Genomic DNA, 20,407 nt, shown 5'->3' on the forward strand with positions numbered 1-20,407 from the left:
ATATGACAGTAAAAAGATGGGGGAATCTACCATGGACGAAAAAATGGTATCCAAACCGGGGCTTGGGCGTGTAGCCTTATTGGCCGCATTTCTGCTTGCGGTTGTGCATCAGTACCTGTTCTACGGCAAAATGCCGGGGATCTCATACCCGATTTTTGTGGTCTTATTTTATGCTTTTATACTCTATTTCGCCAAGGAGCAGCTGCGCAAGCAGACCTGGTTCAGCTATGTTTGGATGGTGTCCATATTTCTGTTGTCCCTGACCTATATGCTGTTCGGCAACTGGTTTTTCTTTGCGCTTAATATCGTTGTTATTCCGGTGCTTATTCTACTACATATGACGTATATGCTTAGTTACCGCAAGCCCGCCTGGAGCGGATTCGCACTGATCGGCGCGGCGCTTGAGCATCTGTTCCCGCAAAGTCTGCGCAACTGGTCGACGGCACTGAGGCTGCTGCGCCGGGGCAAGGGCGGGATGGCGAATGAACGCAAGCAGGTATTGATGCGGGTGCTGATCGGCCTGCTGATTTCCGTACCGCTGCTGCTGATTGTGATCTCGCTGCTCTCTACGGCGGACGGAGTGTTCAGTCAGCTGCTGGAAGCACTCCCGGGGATTTTTGACAATATCTCGCTGGGGGACTGGATCTTCCGGGGCCTGTGGGTTCTGCTGGTCGGGCTGGGCATGTTCGGCTTCGTCTGGGGGTTCGTACAGAGTAAATCCTATATCCGCACTCCTCTGGTCAGTGAGTTTGATGCGATGGGGCAGAAGCTGGAAGCGGCTGAAGCAGGGGAGGAGGGTATCGGTCTTGATGATCCGGTCATTATCACTACCGTGCTGACTGCAATTAATGCGGTGTACATGCTATTTGTGAGTGTCCAGTTCTCGTATCTGTTCGGGGCCTGGGACGGAATTCTGCCGGAGAACAGCACGTATGCGGACTATGCGCGGAGCGGTTTTCTGGAGCTGATTCTGGTCACATCCATTAACTTCGCAATCTTGCTGCTGTCCTTATTGGCAGTGCGCAAAGCGGGCGGTATCCTGAAGCGGGTGATCCAGCTCCTGCTGTACATTCTGGTTCTCTGCTCCATGGTCATGCTGTATTCTGCATACTCGCGGCTGACTCTATATGAAGAAGCGTACGGTTACACCTACATCCGGTTCCTGGTTCATGCCTTCATGATCTTCCTTGGATTGCTGCTGGTGCTGGCGGCCGTGCGGATTAGCCGTGAACCCTTCCCGCTTCTAAAATGTTACATTGTGCTCGGACTGCTCTCCTATGTGCTGATGAACTATATAGGGATGGATCATATTATTGCGAAGCAGAATATCCAGCGTTATGAAGCAAGCGGCACACTGGATGCCGGTTACTTGGCCGGGCTCTCCGCAGATGTGGTTCCAGAGCTGATCGGGTTCAGTAAGCAGGAAAAGGGGATTCTGGACGAGGCGCTGCGCAGCAGACTGTCTGAACGCGCTCAGCCTAAGCAGAGCTGGCCGTCGTTCAATCTGGCGAATCACCGGGAGCGTAGAGCGCTTGCGGAATATTTTGCAGGAGAGGTAACGCAGAAATAGCTTCCGGGCTTTGACTTGTGATACAGTAATTTCAGCAGAAATGACACAAGGAGAGAAGAAGCTCATGCAATCGATTATAAATCCGGAGGCAGTTCGGGGCCTTACCGAGCAGAATGGCCTCACAGCCATGTTCAGCAGCAGCGCCATTGCCCAGATGGAGCTTCGGCGTTACGGCGGCGGGGAGGCCGTCTGCTCGGTGGGCGACCGGCTGGAGCATATGTTTTTCCTAATGCAGGGCAAGCTGAAGATTCATACACTGCTGCCTAACGGCAAGTCAATGCTGGTCCGGTTCGCCCGGCCGATGTCGGTGATCGGGGATGTGGAGCTGCTGCGCCAGTATCCGGTCAAGAATGAGGTCGTCTCTGTAGGAGACAGCCTGCTGCTTGTCGCCGGAAGGAAGCTGCTGCTCCGGGAGATTGAAGACAATACAGCGCTGCTGCGTTTCCTGGTAGGAGAGCTGAGCCACAAAATGTACACACTCGGACAGACCTCAGCCATGAATGTGCTCTATCCGGTGGAGAACCGGTTCGCCAGCTACCTGATGTCGCTGTTCGCGGACAACACCGGCGCCCAGCGCGTAGAAGAGATTCGTACCTCCACGCTGACAGAGACAGCCGATCTGCTTGGCACCTCTTACCGGCATCTGAACCGGGTGGTGCGCCGCCTGATTGAAGACGGGATTATTGAACGCAGGAACGGCCGCCTGATTGTGCGTGATGAGGAGCGGCTGGCTCTGCTGGCGAACGGGAACTTGTACGATTGAGGGGGCTACTGCTTCATATATTGCCGGTACAGCTCTTCAAAAGTATCGTAACGCTGGGCCGGCCGGCCGACCCGGTGATATTCCTCCAGATAGTCATCCATCGCCTGCAGGAACCGTTCCTTGAACAGATCCAGATTACTTGCATCAAAATACTGCATGAGTTCGAACTTCCGGGTTCCCCGCGACTCAGTCATTTCATCCAGCAGACCCTGCGCCCCCATGGCGGCATAGAAGGCGTAGGAAGGATCTTTGTTTTCAGCGCTGGCAATCACCTTGTTGCGGTAGTTGCACCATAATTCCTCATAGGTACCCGCCAGATTATCATAGGTAGGAACAGGCTGTTCTACATATTTCTGATACAGGGTGCTGTACAGATCGAGGATACTTTTGAGCAGAATGCCAGAGGTACTTCGGATCTCATCCGCCGTCTTCGCGCAGACCACATTCATATAAATCGTTTCATAATTCTCGGGGATATGGCGGTAAGCTGCGGTATCCTCCAGGTATCTTTTCAGCCCTCTTTTCAAATAAGTATTGTTCATATGCGTCAACGCGTTCACCAGATTGTAGACCAACTCGGCTGAAGCCAGCCTTACGGCTCCCTTATCCTCTGTAAGACAAATATTCGCATATTCCTGCTTGGCCAGATCGATCCACTTCTTCGCCCGTTCCAGGGCATCGCTTCCCAAGGGCTTCGCTAGAGCATCCAGCGCCCGTTGCTGATAGACCCTAAGCTTCTCCAGATCCTCAGGCTTGGCATAGTAGAGCACCTGCAAATCTATTAGAGAGGAGATCATCGGACTTTCAAGCGCGGCCTGTTCTTCGATCCGGGTCTCCCATGGAGTGCAGTAGATATCATAACCGACCTCCCCCAGAATGAAGCATGACGAGATGCCCCAGCCTTGGTTGTTGTTATTGATGATGATCAGATCCAGGTCGCTTTTCTCATGATAATCCCCGGTACGGCAAGAGCCCGTCAGCCCGATCACCGCAATCTCCTCTGGAAAATCCCGTTTGGCCCGCTCGATCACCATGTTGATCAGTTTTTCATGTTTGGATAATAGCTCCTGCCTGGTACTTTCATTCATAGCTGATTCCTCCTGCGCTGTGGCTTGTTGTTGTATTCATTGTAAAAGGATCTGGCGTCCACGGGTATGCCGACTTCAGTTAGGTTCATTCTCTCCCTGAGCGCTCCGTATGTACGCACATACTTTTCATAGAATACGCCATCGACCTGAGCCAGGCTCTATCTTATATTATTACCATAATTTGTTTTTATGAAAGCGTATACTCGAAGGTGGCACCATAATCTATGGGAGGTGGTTGTCAAATGATCAGCAGAACCAGGTCTTCGGTAGCAAGGACGTTCCTGATGTACAGTCTGATGCTTGCATTATGTGTGGGACAGCTCGCATTATTTCCGGCAGTGGGGGCAGCGGCAGGCAATCTGGCACAAGGTAAGACGATTAGCGCAAGCTCAGTTGGGGATGTGTATGTAGCAGCGCACGCCAATGACGGTAACCAGGGGACGTACTGGGAGAGTGCCGGCAATGCTTTTCCGCAATGGATCAAGGTGGATCTGGGTGCCAGCAGCAGTGTGAATCAGGTTGTACTGAAGCTGCCTGCGGGCTGGGAAGCCAGAACACAGACGCTGTCTGTGCAAGGCAGTACGGATGATGCCTCATACAGTAATCTGGCGGCGTTTGCCGGGTATGTGTTCAATCCTTCCAGCGGCTCCAACACCGTCACGATTCCATTTACTGCAGCAACCGCCCGTTATATCAAAATAAACTTCACGGCCAACACCGGCTGGCCTGCTGCGCAGCTGTCGGAGATTGAGGTGTACGGCACCACGGTCTCTCCACCCGGAACCTACGAAGCGGAGGCTGCCGCCTTATCCGGCGGGGCCAAGACGAATACCGATCACAGCGGCTATACCGGTGCGGCCTTCGTTGACGGCTACCTGACGCAAGGAGCAGCCACAACCTTCACGGTAACGGCTCCGGCAGCAGGGAATTACAGCGCAGCCCTGCGGTATGCCAATGCCTCAGGAAGTACGAAGACTCTGAGTATCTATGTGAACGGCACGAAGATCAGGCAGACGCCGCTTGCCAATCTGCCAAGCTGGGATAACTGGTCCACGCAGGCAGAGGTGGTGGCCTTAGCTGCTGGAACCAACACGATTGCCTACAAATATGATGCGTCCGACTCCGGGAATGTGAATCTGGATCAGCTTGTACTGACAGCTTCAACTACACCAACGGCAACCATTGCGCCTACGCCCGTTCCAACGATAGCGCCAACAGTTGCGCCAACGGTTATGCCAACCGCAACGCCGGCTGCCACACCAACCGTAGCTCCAACGCCGACATCTACACCTGTACCAACACCAACTAGTACACCAGTCCCTACAGCAACCCCAACCACAGGTCCCGGCTCGAATCTGGCGGTTGGTAAGGCTATCCATGCTTCTTCTTCCGTATTCACCTTTGTTGCGGCCAATGCCAATGATGGAGAGGTCACGACCTACTGGGAAGGAGCTGGGGGAGATTATCCGAACACGCTGACTGTTAACCTTGGCGCGAACGCCAACATAACTTCGGTAGTAGTGAAGCTCAATCCGGCAGCAGCCTGGTCAACCCGTACCCAGACAATCCAGGTGCTGGGACATAACCAGTCCACAGGAACGTTCACCAGTCTGGTACCTGCGGCGGAGTATACATTTAATCCGGCCAGCGGCAATGCAGTGACCATTCCGGTCACAGCAACTGTCAGTGAGCTACAGCTGAAATTCACTGCGAACTCGGGTTCAAGCGCCGGACAGGTGGCGGAGCTCCAGATTATCGGCACACCGGGGGCGAATCCTGACCTGACGGTAACCGGAATGTCATGGAGTCCGTCTGCTCCGGTAGAGACAGATTCTCTTACTCTGAACGCAACAGTGAAAAATAGCGGTTCTGCTTCATGCGCAGCTACCAATGTGGGCTTTTATCTCGGTAATGTTCTTGCCGGAAATGCCCCCGTGGGTGCCCTGGCTGCTGGGGCTTCAGCTAATGTCTCCTTCAGCCCTGGTGCCAAGGATGCCGGAACCTATACGGTAAGCGCCAAGGTAGATGAGAGCAACAATGTTGTAGAGCTGAATGAAGGCAATAACAGTTATACGCATCCTTCAGCCCTTACGGTGAATCCGGTATCCAGCTCAGATCTGATCGCCTCGCCGGTCAGTTGGTCTCCTGGCAATCCGGCAGGGGGTAACGTGGTAAGCTTCGCGTTAGCCATCAAGAATCAGGGATCAGCTTCCTCGGCAAGCGGCGCTCATAACATCACGCTGACCTTGACCGATGCTACAACAGGCGCGGTCCTCAGAACGTTGACCGGAGCTTATAACGGTGTTATTGCCGCCGGAAGTACTACAGCTCCTGTGGCTCTTGGAACCTGGACGGCTGTGAACGGAAAATATAATGTAAAAACAGAAATTGCCGTGGACGGCAACGAACTGGCGGTAAAGCGGGCCAACAACATCCATAACCAGCCGCTCTATATCGGACGCGGGGCCAATATGCCTTACGATATGTATGAGGCGGAAGATGGAGTGATCGGCGGCGGAGCAGTCAAGCTGGCACCGAACCGGAATATCGGTGACCTGGCCGGGGAAGCTTCAGGCAGACGGGCAGTTACACTGAACACCACAGGCAGCTATGTCGAATTCACCACCAAAGCCAGCACGAATACTCTGGTCACCCGGTTCTCTATTCCCGACTCGGCCAGCGGTGACGGCACAACGGCGACCCTGAATATTTATGTCAATGGTATCTTTAACAAAGCCATCACCTTGGATTCCAAGTATGCCTGGCTCTATGGCTCAGAGACCAGTCCGGGCAATTCGCCAAGCGCCGGTTCCCCGCGCCATATTTATGATGAAGCGAATATCATGTTCGATAACACCATTCCGGCGGGCAGCACGATCCGGCTGCAGAAGGATGCAGGCAACACTTCGCAATATGCGATAGACTTCGTGAGCCTGGAACAGGTATCGCCAATTGCCAATCCTGACCCGTCCAAGTATACCGTGCCGCTTGGATTCACACATCAGGATGTGCAGAATGCGCTGGATAAGGTCCGTATGGATACAACGGGTAATCTTGTAGGTGTCTATCTTCCTGCCGGAAACTATGAGACCTCGAATAAATTCCAGGTCTACGGCAAGGCAGTGAAAATCATCGGAGCGGGACCGTGGTATACCCGGTTCTACGCTCCGCTCAACCAGTCGAATACAGACATCGGCTTCCGGGCGACAGATTCAGCGAATGGCTCAACCTTCTCGGGGTTTGCCTACTTCGGCAACTATACTTCACGGATTGACGGTCCCGGCAAGGTGTTCGACTTCTCCAATGTGGCGAACATAACGATCGACAACATCTGGACCGAACATCAGGTATGTATGTACTGGGGGGCCAATACTGACTACATGGTGATCAGGAACTCCCGTATCCGCAACACCTTCGCCGACGGAATCAACATGACGAACGGCAGCACGAATAATCTCGTGTCCAATAATGAAGCCCGGGCTACCGGGGATGACAGCTTCGCGCTGTTCTCGGCGATTGATTCCGGCGGCTCGGACATGAAGGATAACGTCTATGAGAATCTGACCTCGATCCTGACCTGGCGGGCAGCCGGTGTTGCGGTATACGGCGGTTATGCCAATACCTTCCGCAACATCTACATCGCGGATACGCTCTGCTACTCAGGAATTACGATCAGTTCGCTTGATTTCGGCTATGCGATGAATGGCTTCGGAGCTTCGCCGACGACAAACTTCCAGAATATCTCGGTCGTCCGGGCAGGCGGACATTTCTGGGGCTCCCAGACCTTCCCGGCCATCTGGGTGTTCTCCGCCTCCAAGGTGTTCCAGGGTATCCGGGTGAGTGATGTGGATATTGTAGACCCGACCTATCACGGGATTATGTTCCAGACCAATTATGCCGGCTCTACGCCGCAGTTCCCCGTGGCTGATACGATCTTCTCAAACATTACGATTTCCGGTGCCCTCAAGAGCGGAGATGCCTTCGATGCCAAGTCCGGTGTCGGTATCTGGGCCAATGAGTCGGCAGAGCCCGGCCAAGGCCCTGCGGTGGGCAATGTGGTCTTCAACAACCTGAAGATACTGAACACGGTAACGCCGATCAAAAACACGACCTCTACGTTCACGATAACGGTGAATCCGTAGGGGAACGAAGCAACGCCTTCTATGAAGCAGCGCACACAAAAAACCGCCGCCCGTGTGTCCGGGAGGCGATTTTTTGCTTTCTCATCCCGCTGGACATAGGAAATCCTGCATCTTTTGCAACAAATTAGTCTCTTCATAGCACGCAAAAAGGGAAACCTGCACAAATTACAACAATGTGGACTCAGACTTCCCGATCTGCTGATTATTCCTGCAAAATGTGCAACAATCGGGGACCAGAGCTACTCGGCGGCTGGAAATCCTGCACAATGTACAACATTGCCGGTGTTGCAGCCGCAATTCCTGATAATCGACAAATGCTTTCCCGTAACTATACAATGGGTGTTATATTGTGCATAGGATAAGGACAGAAACAAAGGAGGCACACCCATGACGAATCGGGTAGTCAATAATATTACGGAGCTGATCGGCGGCACGCCGGTTGTGCGCTTGAACCGGGTAACCGGACCGGAGGATGCGGAGCTGTATGTAAAGCTGGAGATGTTCAATCCCAGCGGCAGCGTCAAGGACCGGGCGGCCTATAATCTGATCCTCCAGGCGGAGCTGGACGGACGCCTGCAGCCGGGCGGGACAATCATTGAGCCGACCAGCGGGAATACCGGGATTGGACTGGCGATGAATGCGGCAGCGAAGGGATATAAGGCGATCCTGATCATGCCGGATAATATGACGAAGGAACGGATCAATATCCTGAAGGCCTACGGGGCGGAAGTGGTGCTGACTCCGGCGGCGGAGCGGATGCCCGGCGCGATTGCCAAGGCGGTGGAGCTGGGACGGGAGATCCCCGGCAGCTTCATCCCGCAGCAGTTCGAGAATCAGGCGAACCCGGACATTCACCGCACGACCACAGCAAAGGAAATCCTGGAGCAGATGGAGGGACGGCTGGATGTGTTCGTTGCTACTTCCGGGACAGGCGGCACCATCACCGGAACCGGCGAGGCGTTGCGCGCGCGACTGCCAGAGCTGCGAGTGGTTGTCGTGGAGCCGCAGGGTTCGCCGGTGCTGTCCGGCGGCCAGCCCGGGCCGCATAAGCTGGTGGGGACCAGCCCGGGCTTCGTGCCGGCGATTCTGAATACCGGCATTTACGATGAGATCGTGCAGGTATCCGATGAGGATGCCTTGGAGATGGTAAGAGAACTGGCCCGTACCGAGGGAATTCTGCTCGGACCTTCCGGCGGAGCCGCAGTCTGGACAGCCTTGCAGGAGGCGCGGCACCTGGGTCGGGGCAAGCGGGTGTTATGTATCGCGCCCGATACCGGGGAACGTTACCTCAGCATGGGGATTTTCGACTAAATTATACTGGAGGCCCGTTATGAATCAAGCGAAGCGCAGTTTCCGGCACGGGGTAAGAGCGGCCGGAAGTCTTATTCTTGCAGCAGTCATAGTCTTTAGCCTGACCGGGTGTGCCCGGACGAATAGCAATGACGCTGCCAGCAGTGCAGGAGCTTCGGCCGATCCGTCTTCCGGCAGTCCGTCGCCAGCCGTAATGCAGACGGATAGCCCGCCAAGTGCGCTCCCGACTGCTTCGGCGTCAGCTACGGCTTCTCCGGCCCCGGATGCCTTGCTCGACCCTGCCAAGCTCCAGCCGGTCTTCGGATTCGCCAGTGAGACCGGGAGTCATATTATCGTCTCCAGGGAAGAGGAGGGAGCCGGGGAGCAGCTGAAGTCCCTGAACACTGCCATCGGGAACGGGGGCCAGGTGCTGGCTGTGAAGCTGGAGAAATGGCAGACGGGTAACGAGAACAACAACGGCCGGGAGCTGGCGAATAATATACCGAATATGTCCGGTTATCTATTCAAGGTAGAGGGTGACGCAGCGATGCGGGATGAGACCTATTATTTGGTTGATTCTACGGTCTTTCCGCAGGCAGCCTTGCTGGAGCTTCAGCCCGCCGACCCGGCAGGCCCGCAGCTTGCAGCCGGTGATCCGCTTCGCAAGAGTGTAGCAGCTGCCAAAGGCCGGAAGATCCAGTCCGCCTGGAAGCTGGCCGGGCTGGGCCCGGACAGACAGCTCTATCTGGTGCAGTTCGTAAGACAAGATAAGGAGATGCTGTTTAGCCTTGTACTGGAGGAAGACGGGATGCTCAGCTTCAAGGACTATCCTGCTGAGATTACAGATAATGAATATTCAGTCTGGCGTGTCGATGACGGCGGTGAGGTGAACCCGCAGATGTTCTCCCTGCTGTTCGCCGCACATACAGCAGACGGATTACTGCTGGGGTTGAACTGGTGGGGAGCGGAGGGTATGAACAGCTTTTTCCTGAAGCAGGAAGGCAATGGCTTCACAGAGCTTGCGATCGAATATGGCCGCTATACCTCTCCCTTGTGAGCAGGGCGAACGGAAAGCAAGGCTCCCCGTCACTTCTGGGTGACGGAGGAGCCTTGTCTGCCTGTCATATACATCATCATGATGGGGCGAATCAGCAGATATCCCAACATCCCGCCGAAGGTGTTCAGCAGAAGATCATCCACATCAAACGTTCCGATATAGAAGACGGCTTGTGAGCATTCCAGCACCGCGCTTAACGCGAAGGACCACAGCAGTACACCGGTGAAGGAGCCGCTGCCTTTTCCATTCGGAGATAACAGCACCAGGAAGATGCCATAAGGAATGAATAAGGCGATATTCCCCAGGAAATTAACGACAGTGCTTGTGCTGAGATGATGATAGGTATTGGATAAGGTGGCCAGCGGGACCAGATTTCCGCTTCTCAGACTGGCGGCAACATGATCCGGGCTGTGTTGAAGCTGCTGCCATAGAAATGGGAGATCCATCGAACCGAATTTGAACAAAATAATTTTGAACAGAATATATACGTAGACGGTAAACAGTACCTGCAAACCGTATTTTGTCCGCTTGTGTGCCTGATTCATTTCAGATCACCGCTTTCTGTAGATTGTAATGTTATATGGCTTAGTCATTAAGGATATACCGTCATAATCACACCGTTCATATTGTCGCCAGAGAACTCAATGTGCTGGGCGTCAGGGGTGGGAACTGGAGTGTTCCCGTTAACTTCGATATAGGAAATCTGATATTCGACGCCGTTAACGGTAGTGGCGATCGACTTCTGCTCCTTAAGGAATTCAAGGTATTCTTCCAGCGTGAAGTTCTTGTCGCGCATAATCACACTGTGCGGAAGTCCTACATACCGGAAATGCCAGGGCTCATACTTGATGCCGGTGATATCTGTTTTATCCTCAGGATAGCGTAGAATGAAGCCGTAATCCCATGCATTGTCCCGCAGCCATTGCCCTTCAGGGGCATGGCTCATGGCCATTTGGGAGGAGCCGATGTCAAGCGACAAGCCCAGGTTATGCTCGCTGTATCCGGGCGGAAGAGCGTAATCTGCTCCTTTTTCCTCATATAACTGCTTCTGCTTCTCATTGTCCCGGTAGCCGCTGCTGATCAGGAAGCTGTTGATGTCCTCCCCGGCTGCAGCGTGTACCATCTTTGTGAATTTCTCTGCCACTTGCTTGGAGAGCAGCGTTTTGTGATCCAGCAGCACGTAGCCGGAAGTCAGCTCTTCATAATCGGTTAGCCTTACAATATCCGCGCTGACACCCGAGGGCTGAACGGGATAATCCTTGTTGACCAGGAGCAGGTTCCCCTGATAGATCTGGCCCTTCGGGATCACTGTCAGATTCTTCGAACCTTTATCTGTAGAGACTTGTACCGTCTTAATATTCAGGTCTGCCTTGGCATCCTCTTGATCCCTGGACATCCACTCATAACCGATCAGCACAGCAATCACAATTACGAATAACCATTTCTTCATGTTCTCGTCCTCCTTGTTTCAATGACTTAAGCATAGAGGAGTGTGTTTAAATAGAAGTGGGGGAAAGATAAAGTTTTTCTTAAAACGTCTCCGCTTAAAGTGTTCCAGCTTGAAATGTACATGCAAAAAAACCGTCCTTCTAAAAGGACGGCAACACTTCGGCTATAGCTGGAGCAGACTAGTGGATCAGACCCGGCAGACGGACCTCGAAGAGCGTGCGGATCGTGTCACTCTGTACGGAGATCGTCCCCTGATGCTGCTCGACGATATTTTTGGCAATGAACAATCCCAGCCCGGTACTGCCTTCCTGATGGGTTCGCGCCCGGTCGCCCGTATAGAACATATCGAACAGAAAAGGCAGGTCCTCCTCAGGAATCCTGTCTCCATAGTTGATGACCTGGACAACGACCTGCTCATCCTCCGGGTGGCAGAGGATATCGACATAACGGCCGTCTTTACCGTAACGCACCGCATTGGTCAGCAGGTTCTCGAACACCCGGGCCAGCAGTTCCCCGTCCCCGGTAATTTTGAGCTGCGGAGTGATCTCGATCCGGGCTGTCAGCCCGTTGTTCTCCAGCAGAGGATACAATTCCTCGTTCAGCTGGACCAGCAGCTCGCTCAGATCAAGGGGGCGCTGCTCCACGGTAAGCATGCCGTAATTCATCCGGGTAATCTCGAACAGCTCGTCGATCAGCTTCTCCAGCCGCTGTGATTTGGTGTAGGCAATCGTGGTGTAATGCTTAACTTGTTCGGCGGTTAACTCCCCGTCCTTCAGCACCAGATCCAGGTAGCCGAGCACAGAGGTCAGCGGAGTCCGCAGATCATGAGCCAGATTTAGCACCAGCTTGTCCTTGCTGTTCTCCGCGAAGTCCCCGCGTTCCACCGCTTCCTCCAGCTTATCCTTGGCCTGATTAAGGTCAGCGGCGATATCCTCGAACTCATCGTTAGAATGAATTTGAATCCGGCTTTTGAAATCCCCGTTAGCCAGCAGGCGGATATGGTGTGAGATTTCTTTGAAATAGCGGGCATACGGCTTGGTGAACAGGAAGAAGAACAGCAGCGCCAGCGGGATGAAGAAGATCAGGAAGAAATTCAGGTCGCCGAAATCGGCAATCAGATAACGGAAGCGGGTAAGCTTGTCTTCATACTTCACCTGAGAGGTATAATACATTTGCAGGCTTTTGTAGAGTACAAAGGTAATAGCGCCGGAGCAAATCATGCTGAGTACCAGCAGTGATATCATTTTGAAGCGGAAGCTGCGGACAAGATTAGCCATTGAACGTGTACCCTACCCCCCAGATCGTTTTGATCCATGTATTTTTACTCTGGTCATCGCCCAGCTTTTTGCGCAGGGTGCGGATATGGACCATCACGGTGTTCCCGCCTTCATAATAAGCCTCACCCCAGATTTGCTGAAAAAGCTGCTCGGCGCTGAATACTTTCTTAGGGTAGCTGGCGAGCAAATACAGGATATCGAATTCCTTCGGCGTCAGCTCCACAGCATTTCCATACAAGGTCACGGAACGGCGGTCCGGATCGATGATCAGCCCCCCGGCTTCTACTACGGCCTTCTGCTCGGCAACCGGCTGGTTCAGCTTCATGGAACGTCTAAGCTGCGCGTTCACTCTGGCGACCAGCTCCATGGGATTGAAGGGCTTGGTCATATAATCGTCGGCGCCGATGACAAGTCCAGTGATTTTATCCAGATCCGAAGTCTTCGCGCTTACAAAAATAATCGGCAGCCCATGCTGCTCCCGGATCTGCCGGGTCACTTCATACCCGTCTAGCCCGGGCATCATAATATCCAGAATCGCCAGGTCGATATGCCTGGACTGGATAACCTGCACCGCCGCCGGTCCGTTTGTAACCTTTATGGGGTGGTAGCCTTCTTTTTCCAAATGCAGTCCAATCAGATCGGCAATTTCCGCATCGTCGTCGGCGACAAGAATCGTAATTCGTTTCATTTCATTATCTCTCCTGTAGTGTCAGCATGAAATTATCCTTGATTGTGCTTCAATCCTAGTGTAACCTATCGGATATTGTTTCGCTAACTGTTATGATAGGACGATGGGAGCTATGGAGGGAATGATTTAACTTTTAAATACTTAATTCTGTAACATATCCGGACGGGCATAGCCCTAAAGAGTCATGCCGGAGTTCACCCGGAAATGGTAGAATAACGAGCAGTAATTAGGGAGGGAACCGTGACGTATACCCGAATTAAAGTGCTAATCCTGCTGATTCCAACAGTCATGGTGGGTATCTGGGAGTGGGTGAGACATCAGTTCCTGATGCAGTATATTTCCATGGACACGGGAAACTACTTAACACCTGTATTGGTCTTTATGTTCAGTATTATTCTGCTGCTGCCGCTCTTTCGGATCATGGAGCGGAACCAGCGGGAGCTGGAGCAGGAGCGGGCGGCAACAGGGGCGATGGAAGCGCGGGAGGATCTGGCCAAGGAGCTGCATGACGGAATGGCGCAATCCCTGTTCCTGCTCTCCGTGCGGATTGACCGTCTGGAGCAGAGCCGTAAGGACGGCAGCGTCAGCGCGGACAGTGTGGATCAGATTAAGAAGACCGTCCATGAGGTCAACCGTTATGTTCGTCAGGCCATTGCCAATCTGAAGGTGCCGGTCAGCGGTGAAGAGAGCTTTTCGCTGGAGCGGTCCATTAAGGAGCAACTGGCCGGAATTGCCGGAGAAGTCATGATTGAGGTGTCGCTGGACTGGCATCTGGAGGAGCAGGCGCTGACTGCGGCGGAACAGGCAGAGCTGTTGTCCTGTATCCGTGAAGCGATTATCAATGTGCGCAAGCATACACGTGCAGGCAGGGTATCCGTATCGGGCCAAGGGAATGAGCATGGCTGGCGTGTAACCATTGCAGATGATGGTGCTGGAATTGAGCATGACGATCCTTTTGCGGTGAACGGTAGCTATGGCCTGCAGATTATGAGGGAACGGTCCCGCAGTATGGGCTGGAGGCTTGACATACAGTCAGGGACTGACGGAACCACCGTGGAAATTGCCAAAGGAGGTGCGCAGAATGGAACGCTGCCGGGTACTGATCGTCGATGACCATGCACATGCACGTGAAGCGATGAGTGAGATTGTGGCGCTGGATGAACGGTTTGAAGTGATCGGCGCGGTTGCCAGCGGAGCGGAGGCCATCGTCTGGACCGGCCAATGGATGCCCGACCTGATCCTGATTGATATCGAAATGCCGGGAATGGATGGTCTGGAGACCACGCGCCGCATTAAGCTGGAATATCCGTATGTGAAGATCGTCATCGTCACTGTATCGGATGAGATCTCCTATCTGTTTGAAGCGCTCAAGCAGGGGGCTCAGGGGTATCTCCTGAAGAATCTGGCTCCGTCCACCTGGATTGAATATTTGCTGGCTATTGTAAGTGAAGAGGTACCGCTGAGCCGGGAGCTGGCTTTTCAGATTCTCAAGGAGTTCGCCGTCACCTCCGTCAAGGAGGAGCGGGAGGCATTAACCGCGCGGGAGAAGGAGATACTGGGCTGTGTATCCTCCGGGTCCACCAATAAGGAGATTGCCGTCACCCTCGGGATTTCCGAGCATACGGTCAAGAATCACCTGAAGAACATTCTGCAGAAGCTTCAGCTTCAGAATCGTACGCAGCTTACCAGATACGCGATGGAGCAGGGGCTGGCTTCGCGGGAGCGGGATTTTCCGGGGAAAAGATAGAGCTTAAGATAGCGTAGACAGGCCCAATATCCATTATTAGAGAATAGGGGAGATTTCATTGAATAGAATGTTTCGCAAAATAGCAGCACTGGCCGCACCGGCAGCCGTAGCACTACTGTTGTTCGCAGCCGTGGCGAGCGCCCACGTAACCGTTAGTCCAGCGCAGTCCAGCACGGGGGCCTGGGAGACGTATACCCTGAAAGTACCGTCTGAAAAAGAAAGCGCCACCGTCCAGGTGGATCTGCGGATTCCGGCAGGCGCGGAATTTAAGCAATACGAAGCCACTCCCGGCTGGGAGGTAACAGTGGACGGGAATAAAGTAAGCTGGATTGCCAAGGATGGCGGCATTCAGGCCGGACAGTTCCAGCGCTTCTACTTCACAGCCAAGAACCCGGACTCCGCAGGCGATATCGCCTGGGATGCCTATCAGCACTATGCCGATGGCAGCCTCGTGCAATGGTCCGGCGAAGCCGGCTCTGAATCCCCGCACTCCATCACCGCCATCGCTGAAGCCTCCGGCAGCGCCGATGGCGGTCACGGCCACGGTGCCGCAGACATGTCCGGTTCCGGCACCATGACCATGGACGAGCATCAGGCCATTGTGGACAATGAAGGCGCCAGCACCGGCACCTCGCCGATGCTCTACATTACCCTCGGCATCTCGCTGGTCTCCTTCCTGCTGGCAGCGATAGCCTTGCTTCGGGGTCGCACGGAGTAGGCTGGAGGATTAGGATGGATTGACTTGTATGGAGAGAACCCCGCAGCAGATGTGAATTCACCATCTGCTGCGGGGTTCTTTGTTTTTCGTATGAGTTCTGCCCCGGCTCGGACTATTGTCTGTTGTACAGTATGTTGTTTATCTAATGGCTATTGGTGATAGCGCGGAGAGTGAGGGAATATGTATTGGATTCCAAGTCGGTTGATTTCCTAAAAAAGGTAGCAAAAAGGCGGCTGATTCGTTAAAGTGTTTGTACCTGAAAGGAGATGCTTAATGTTTGATTTTGAAGAATTAAAAAAATGGATTATAGAACACGATATTGAACAAAAAGCATATAAGGGATTTTGGATGAATCTAGAGAAATATAAAATTGAAGAGCCTAATGAATTTATGTGCTATTTTTCTGCATACATAGGAGAAGAGGATAGAGGGGATTTTGAAGTTGAAATTAAATCAGTATCAATAAATTATAGTAACAGCTATCCTAATTGTGACTATAATCATGTTATTGTTACAATCCCTATTAGATATAAAGGGAAAGAAGTTGGATACTATCAACTGCTTTTAAATTTTGATGGTACACCTGACGATGATTTTTTTGTAATACAAATTGAACAGTAGATGGAGTGTGCAGTTTATGCATCATTATCTTATAAAGAAAATATGGGTTAGGATATTTTTTCTTGTTTTTATAACGTTGATAATATTAATATGTCAAAATGATAAATCTTTAAGTAGTCAAATTAAGCTCATCATAGAGGACAAATGTAACTCTAGTGATATTTGTGATATTTCCCTTGAAGAAATCACTTCATTTAAGTGGAATAAGCTGCTTGTTTTTCAGGTGGGAAGTTCAAGCAAGGATATTAGCAATGCGTTAGGTGCTAAGTACGAGGGTTCAACTGATTTAATGAGCGGACTTATTTTTGAGTTAGATAACAAAATTGTTTATGAAGAACTGATTCCATATCAAGCAGAGCAACCTATCAATCTACAAATCTTTATAGACAAAAAAGTTAATAAGACCAACAACGTAGTCCTGAGCTTTGATGATGCTATATTAAAAGGGAGTAAAGAACGGGTTGACCATGCAACTTATTATTCTATTAGTATTAATAACTAACAAGCGAGAAAAGCCACATATGACTGAATCCTTTTTGTGAGACAGGGATCAAAAAAACTTGCAATTATAAGCAGCCAGTCGCCTTGAAATTTACGGGGACTGGTTAATGAGAATTTGAATGTAAAGTGGTGGTATAAACAATGCTGGATAGATACAATTTAAGCGAGCTTAAACAAAATGCATTAAACGATGATATAGAAGCATTTAGACAATTGTTATTTGCTTTTAAAGAATTATATCATCTCCATGATGACGAACATGAAGAATTGGGCTCATTTTTACTACAGCATGTAACACAGTTAATTCTAGTTATAGTTGAAGAGTTAACAAATTGGTTTTCAATTGATGATAATTTTAACTGTTATGATTATTTATTTAGCAGTTTTTCGGACGAGTCCATAAGAATTCTTGAGAAAGAATTCTTCTCAAAGTTTGAGGAGAATGATTTTGAGATCTTGAATTATGAGATATTAGTTCATCTTTTTGAAAGAGGTGTTAGTAATGATGTAGGTTGGAACAATACTATTAATTTAACTATAAAGCGTGTAGAAGAAAGACTTGATTCCATCTTAATGAACAAGCAAATTAGTCTCACGGAATTTTCTTTATACTACAAAATATCTATGATGTGGTTTGATTACTATTTAAAACAAGAAGAATTATCAAATGAAGATCAATTTGTTAAATGGGCAAAATCAAGCAATCAATATGAGAACCAACTTAAGAAAGCCTTTGAGATTTATATTGCAGCTTTGAAAAAATTGAAAACAGACTAAAATGCATATCAACTCCTTTATATCATTAGTATCGAAAGTTACTAGTGGAGCACTCCAATTATTATTAATCTTGATTCACGTCATTTTGCAAGTCATCTATTATGGGGACTGATTGTTTTCTACAACGAGAAGGTGACGAAGATGGGGACTTGTTTCTGTTAGTAAAAAATTGATGAGACTATGAGGTCGATTCCATGAGAGAATCCGAGGAAATACAGCGCGACGTATCCGCTATTGTTCGTAGTATTGTTGTGAAAATGAGAAAAGATAGAGAACTACCGCTGGAGCAAATAGAAATTTTAATAGGTTTTCTTAATGAATATAAGGCATATTCTAGAGAACTGGACGTTATATCTAAAAAAATGGCATATGAGTTGTTTTATTTGTATACCAGCATATCTAGTCAAATAGAAAACAATACAGGAAAAGAAGAGGAAGTTATGGATAACCCTATTATGAGTAAACTGTATATGACGATTACTTCGATTTTTAATGATGGTTTGTACCAATAAGTGGATTTAAGTAATATTGTTTGAACTAAAATATCCCTTCAGTATCAAGCAGATCCGAATAGCTATTAAGGAGGGAAGTGGCTGTGATTCTCCCAGGCTATCGATGCTGACTTTAGAAAGGAAATAAATGAAAATAAAAAAGAGAACAATAGTAAGAGTATTATTTATCATTATATTTACAATACTTATCGCTACAATAGCCATAAAGTATAGTTCATTTGAACGAAGAATATTATTGTTTGAAATGGTTCGTGAAATAGCATTTTTGTATGCTTTAGTTGTTGAGTTCCCCCTGTCACTCGGTCGAAATCTTAGTGAGTTAAATAATTGCTGGAAAAGATTTTTGTTATTTTTGGTGTGCACATTTGCAGTTTTTTCAATATATGTTGTTGGGGTGGACATCTACCATCTATCAAACGACGTTTTTATAGGATATCACGAAAAGGATGTAACAATCATAAAGCGTGAAAAGGAGTATAAAGCGAGCGATAGAGTTTGGGTTGATGATGATTCCAAAGTTATGAGGTTTTATCTTGCTCCAGGCTACGTTAATGTGACTGTGGGAGAAACATATAGTATGCGAATTTTTGAGAAATCTCAAATAGCAATCCCTCTTAATAAGATAGAGTAGTGTATATATCAAATGATCATAAATGATGCACCTGGAGGTGTGGTTGTGGTTACCCCAGTACTTAAAGGTATAGATTTGATTGAAAATCAATATGGAATAAAAGGTACGGCTTATATTGCGGAAGAAAACGATATAGGTTCGGATTGCTTTCACTTTCAAGTCTTGACTCCAGAATTTGTGTTAAACAGTCTGTGTGAAAATAAGATACTAAATGGAAGAGGGATTTTCATAGTTCAAAATTACTCGGAGGAGTTGCTTGTGACAGAGATAAATAAAATACTCCAAGATTGTATTCGTCCTACATGGGATGAAGCGGCAATAGCTATTAACCGTTATCTGAGCTGGGAATACGACAATATTCGTTACATTACGGAAAGAGAGATACTATCCAGCCTTGAGATTTAATGCAATACAAGGAGTGACTTAATATATGGATACCGATAAGTTGAAAGAATTTGAGATGAAATATGATTGTTTCCCAAAAGCTATTGATTGTTTTTGGAAGTATGTTAACTATTTCCCTTGTTATAAACTATAGGTTTGATAACCCAATTGAATATGTGAATACTACTTTAAACGTAATTTTTATGGAGAGATTTTTCGCTGAATATTATCTTCTTCAAAATTTGAATGGAGAAATTATAGACGATGGATTAAGTTTTAAATAAAAGGAAAAGAGTATCCGATATTGAGCGAGGTGACACCCATAGCCGCTAACTTCAACATAGTCCTATATTCCCGAGACATTATTGACTACGATAAGTTGCTCAGAATTCTCCAAGACCAAGGTTTCAAGCCTACAATCAATCATATCGAATCAATAAGAAACTGGGAATATGAAGATGCGAGAACCCACACGATTCAGGGAATGCTGGCAGACCCTTTTGCCGCTCTTCTTGAGGAAGGAAGAATTATTTGGATACAAGGAGAGGCCAAGCTGAACAGGTTTGTAGTGTTTTTGAGCAAGTCGGAAGAAGTCTATGAAACAAGCATTTCAATCGATACCCAACATATAGATTACCTGGATGATACGCTGAATGAACGTAACCAGCCCTTCTATGATGAACTATCTGCTGTTTTGTTATCTTCCGAGCTAGTGAATGACTTCCTTATTGCTGCATTAGGTGTCGAAGTGGTGGTAGAGTATGACGCCGATAGGAACAAGATGATGCGCAATAGCCACAATGTGCTGAAGTGGGTATTTGGACCATAAACAAAGGAGGCTCCCAAAATGTCCCTATCCCGCCAACAACTAATCGCACTCGTAACCAAGATCGTGAACGCCGAAGGAACAGAGGCGGAGCTGGATGAATGGCTGGAGATCGTAGCGGAGAATGTGGTTCATCCCGGCGTGAGTGATCTGATCTTCTGGAATAAGCCGGAGCTGACGCCGGAGGAGATTGTAGATGCTGCGCTAGGTTATCAGCCGATTGTGCTGCCGCCCCCAATGGAGAACTAGCGCTAGAACTGCCTTGCGATTGCTGATCGCGAGGTTTTTTTGTGTACTTCTCTATCTCCTATTTCGTCAAGTGTGAAAATGGTGCGCTAATTGCTGACAAAATTCCCGCATAATCAA

21 protein-coding genes are annotated in these 20,407 nt (G+C 49.6%); 16 read left to right on the forward strand and 5 right to left on the reverse strand.

Annotated elements, in window-relative coordinates:
* Window positions 1-31: 31 nt before the first annotated feature.
* Window positions 32-1,570, forward strand: coding sequence for a DUF4153 domain-containing protein (locus tag ACFSX3_RS13090; protein ID WP_209992254.1), 1,539 nt, complete (start codon window positions 32-34; stop codon window positions 1,568-1,570).
* A gap of 64 nt (window positions 1,571-1,634) precedes the next feature.
* Window positions 1,635-2,333: a Crp/Fnr family transcriptional regulator gene (locus ACFSX3_RS13095; protein ID WP_209992253.1), complete on the forward strand. Its 699-nt coding sequence runs from the start codon at window positions 1,635-1,637 to the stop codon at window positions 2,331-2,333.
* A gap of 5 nt (window positions 2,334-2,338) precedes the next feature.
* Here ACFSX3_RS13095 and ACFSX3_RS13100 read toward each other — a convergent pair whose 3' ends face one another.
* Window positions 2,339-3,421, reverse strand: a complete 1,083-nt coding sequence (locus tag ACFSX3_RS13100) for a nucleotidyltransferase domain-containing protein (RefSeq protein ID WP_209992252.1) — start codon at window positions 3,419-3,421, stop codon at window positions 2,339-2,341.
* Window positions 3,422-3,663: 242 nt separating this feature from the next.
* On the opposite strand from ACFSX3_RS13100, the gene ACFSX3_RS13105 reads away from it, so the two are divergent.
* From ACFSX3_RS13105 to ACFSX3_RS13115, 3 genes are all read left to right on the forward strand, one after another.
* The gene (locus ACFSX3_RS13105) at window positions 3,664-7,563 is read left to right on the forward strand and encodes a galactose-binding domain-containing protein (protein WP_379312919.1); all 3,900 of its coding nucleotides are present in this window, start codon (window positions 3,664-3,666) and stop codon (window positions 7,561-7,563) included.
* A 387-nt stretch (window positions 7,564-7,950) separates the two neighbouring features.
* Complete coding sequence (gene cysK, locus ACFSX3_RS13110; RefSeq protein WP_209992251.1) at window positions 7,951-8,874, forward strand: cysteine synthase A; 924 nt, start codon at window positions 7,951-7,953, stop codon at window positions 8,872-8,874.
* Between the two features lie 19 nt (window positions 8,875-8,893).
* On the forward strand, window positions 8,894-9,910 hold the full coding sequence (locus ACFSX3_RS13115; protein ID WP_209992250.1) for a hypothetical protein: 1,017 nt from the start codon (window positions 8,894-8,896) through the stop codon (window positions 9,908-9,910).
* A 29-nt stretch (window positions 9,911-9,939) separates the two neighbouring features.
* Here the strand turns inward: ACFSX3_RS13115 and ACFSX3_RS13120 are convergent, their stop codons facing one another.
* The 4 genes from ACFSX3_RS13120 to ACFSX3_RS13135 all read right to left on the reverse strand — a co-directional run bounded on the left by ACFSX3_RS13120 (window position 9,940) and on the right by ACFSX3_RS13135 (window position 13,324).
* Window positions 9,940-10,455 carry a VanZ family protein gene (locus ACFSX3_RS13120; RefSeq protein WP_209992249.1) on the reverse strand — a complete coding sequence of 172 codons (516 nt, stop codon included), beginning with the start codon at window positions 10,453-10,455 and terminating at the stop codon, window positions 9,940-9,942.
* A 47-nt stretch (window positions 10,456-10,502) separates the two neighbouring features.
* Window positions 10,503-11,360 carry a M15 family metallopeptidase gene (locus tag ACFSX3_RS13125; RefSeq protein ID WP_209992248.1) on the reverse strand — a complete coding sequence of 286 codons (858 nt, stop codon included), beginning with the start codon at window positions 11,358-11,360 and terminating at the stop codon, window positions 10,503-10,505.
* A 178-nt stretch (window positions 11,361-11,538) separates the two neighbouring features.
* Complete coding sequence (locus ACFSX3_RS13130; protein WP_209992247.1) at window positions 11,539-12,636, reverse strand: sensor histidine kinase; 1,098 nt, start codon at window positions 12,634-12,636, stop codon at window positions 11,539-11,541.
* On the reverse strand, window positions 12,629-13,324 hold the full coding sequence (locus ACFSX3_RS13135; RefSeq protein WP_209992246.1) for a response regulator transcription factor: 696 nt from the start codon (window positions 13,322-13,324) through the stop codon (window positions 12,629-12,631). The genes ACFSX3_RS13130 and ACFSX3_RS13135 overlap by 8 nt, the downstream gene beginning before the upstream one ends.
* A gap of 240 nt (window positions 13,325-13,564) precedes the next feature.
* On the opposite strand from ACFSX3_RS13135, the gene ACFSX3_RS13140 reads away from it, so the two are divergent.
* The 11 genes from ACFSX3_RS13140 (at window position 13,565) to ACFSX3_RS13190 (ending at window position 20,290) form a co-directional block, all read left to right on the forward strand.
* Window positions 13,565-14,437, forward strand: a complete 873-nt coding sequence (locus ACFSX3_RS13140) for a sensor histidine kinase (RefSeq protein ID WP_209992245.1) — start codon at window positions 13,565-13,567, stop codon at window positions 14,435-14,437.
* Entirely contained in the window at window positions 14,406-15,071 is a 666-nt protein-coding gene (locus ACFSX3_RS13145; RefSeq protein ID WP_209992244.1) for a response regulator, read from the forward strand. Before ACFSX3_RS13140 ends, ACFSX3_RS13145 begins: the two co-directional genes overlap by 32 nt.
* 67 nt (window positions 15,072-15,138) lie before the next feature.
* Complete coding sequence (locus ACFSX3_RS13150; RefSeq protein WP_379258818.1) at window positions 15,139-15,789, forward strand: DUF1775 domain-containing protein; 651 nt, start codon at window positions 15,139-15,141, stop codon at window positions 15,787-15,789.
* Between the two features lie 273 nt (window positions 15,790-16,062).
* Window positions 16,063-16,410 (forward strand): hypothetical protein, encoded by a 348-nt coding sequence (locus ACFSX3_RS13155; protein ID WP_209992242.1) that lies wholly within the window; start codon window positions 16,063-16,065, stop codon window positions 16,408-16,410.
* A 16-nt stretch (window positions 16,411-16,426) separates the two neighbouring features.
* Window positions 16,427-16,912: a hypothetical protein gene (locus ACFSX3_RS13160; RefSeq protein WP_209992241.1), complete on the forward strand. Its 486-nt coding sequence runs from the start codon at window positions 16,427-16,429 to the stop codon at window positions 16,910-16,912.
* Between the two features lie 140 nt (window positions 16,913-17,052).
* Window positions 17,053-17,688, forward strand: coding sequence for a hypothetical protein (locus tag ACFSX3_RS13165; RefSeq protein WP_209992240.1), 636 nt, complete (start codon window positions 17,053-17,055; stop codon window positions 17,686-17,688).
* Between the two features lie 194 nt (window positions 17,689-17,882).
* A complete protein-coding gene (locus ACFSX3_RS13170; protein ID WP_209992239.1) occupies window positions 17,883-18,200 on the forward strand; it encodes a hypothetical protein in 318 nt (105 codons plus the stop codon).
* Between the two features lie 127 nt (window positions 18,201-18,327).
* Entirely contained in the window at window positions 18,328-18,831 is a 504-nt protein-coding gene (locus ACFSX3_RS13175) for a hypothetical protein (protein WP_209992238.1), read from the forward strand.
* A gap of 45 nt (window positions 18,832-18,876) precedes the next feature.
* Entirely contained in the window at window positions 18,877-19,236 is a 360-nt protein-coding gene (locus tag ACFSX3_RS13180) for an Imm8 family immunity protein (RefSeq protein ID WP_209992237.1), read from the forward strand.
* Window positions 19,237-19,519: 283 nt separating this feature from the next.
* A complete protein-coding gene (locus tag ACFSX3_RS13185) occupies window positions 19,520-20,044 on the forward strand; it encodes a hypothetical protein (protein ID WP_209992236.1) in 525 nt (174 codons plus the stop codon).
* A gap of 18 nt (window positions 20,045-20,062) precedes the next feature.
* Window positions 20,063-20,290, forward strand: coding sequence for a bacteriocin immunity protein (locus ACFSX3_RS13190; RefSeq protein ID WP_209992235.1), 228 nt, complete (start codon window positions 20,063-20,065; stop codon window positions 20,288-20,290).
* Window positions 20,291-20,407 lie beyond the last annotated feature (117 nt).

It is taken from the genome of Paenibacillus rhizoplanae (genome assembly GCF_042684125.1).
Taxonomy (GTDB): Bacteria; Bacillota; Bacilli; order Paenibacillales; family Paenibacillaceae; genus Paenibacillus_AQ; species Paenibacillus_AQ rhizoplanae.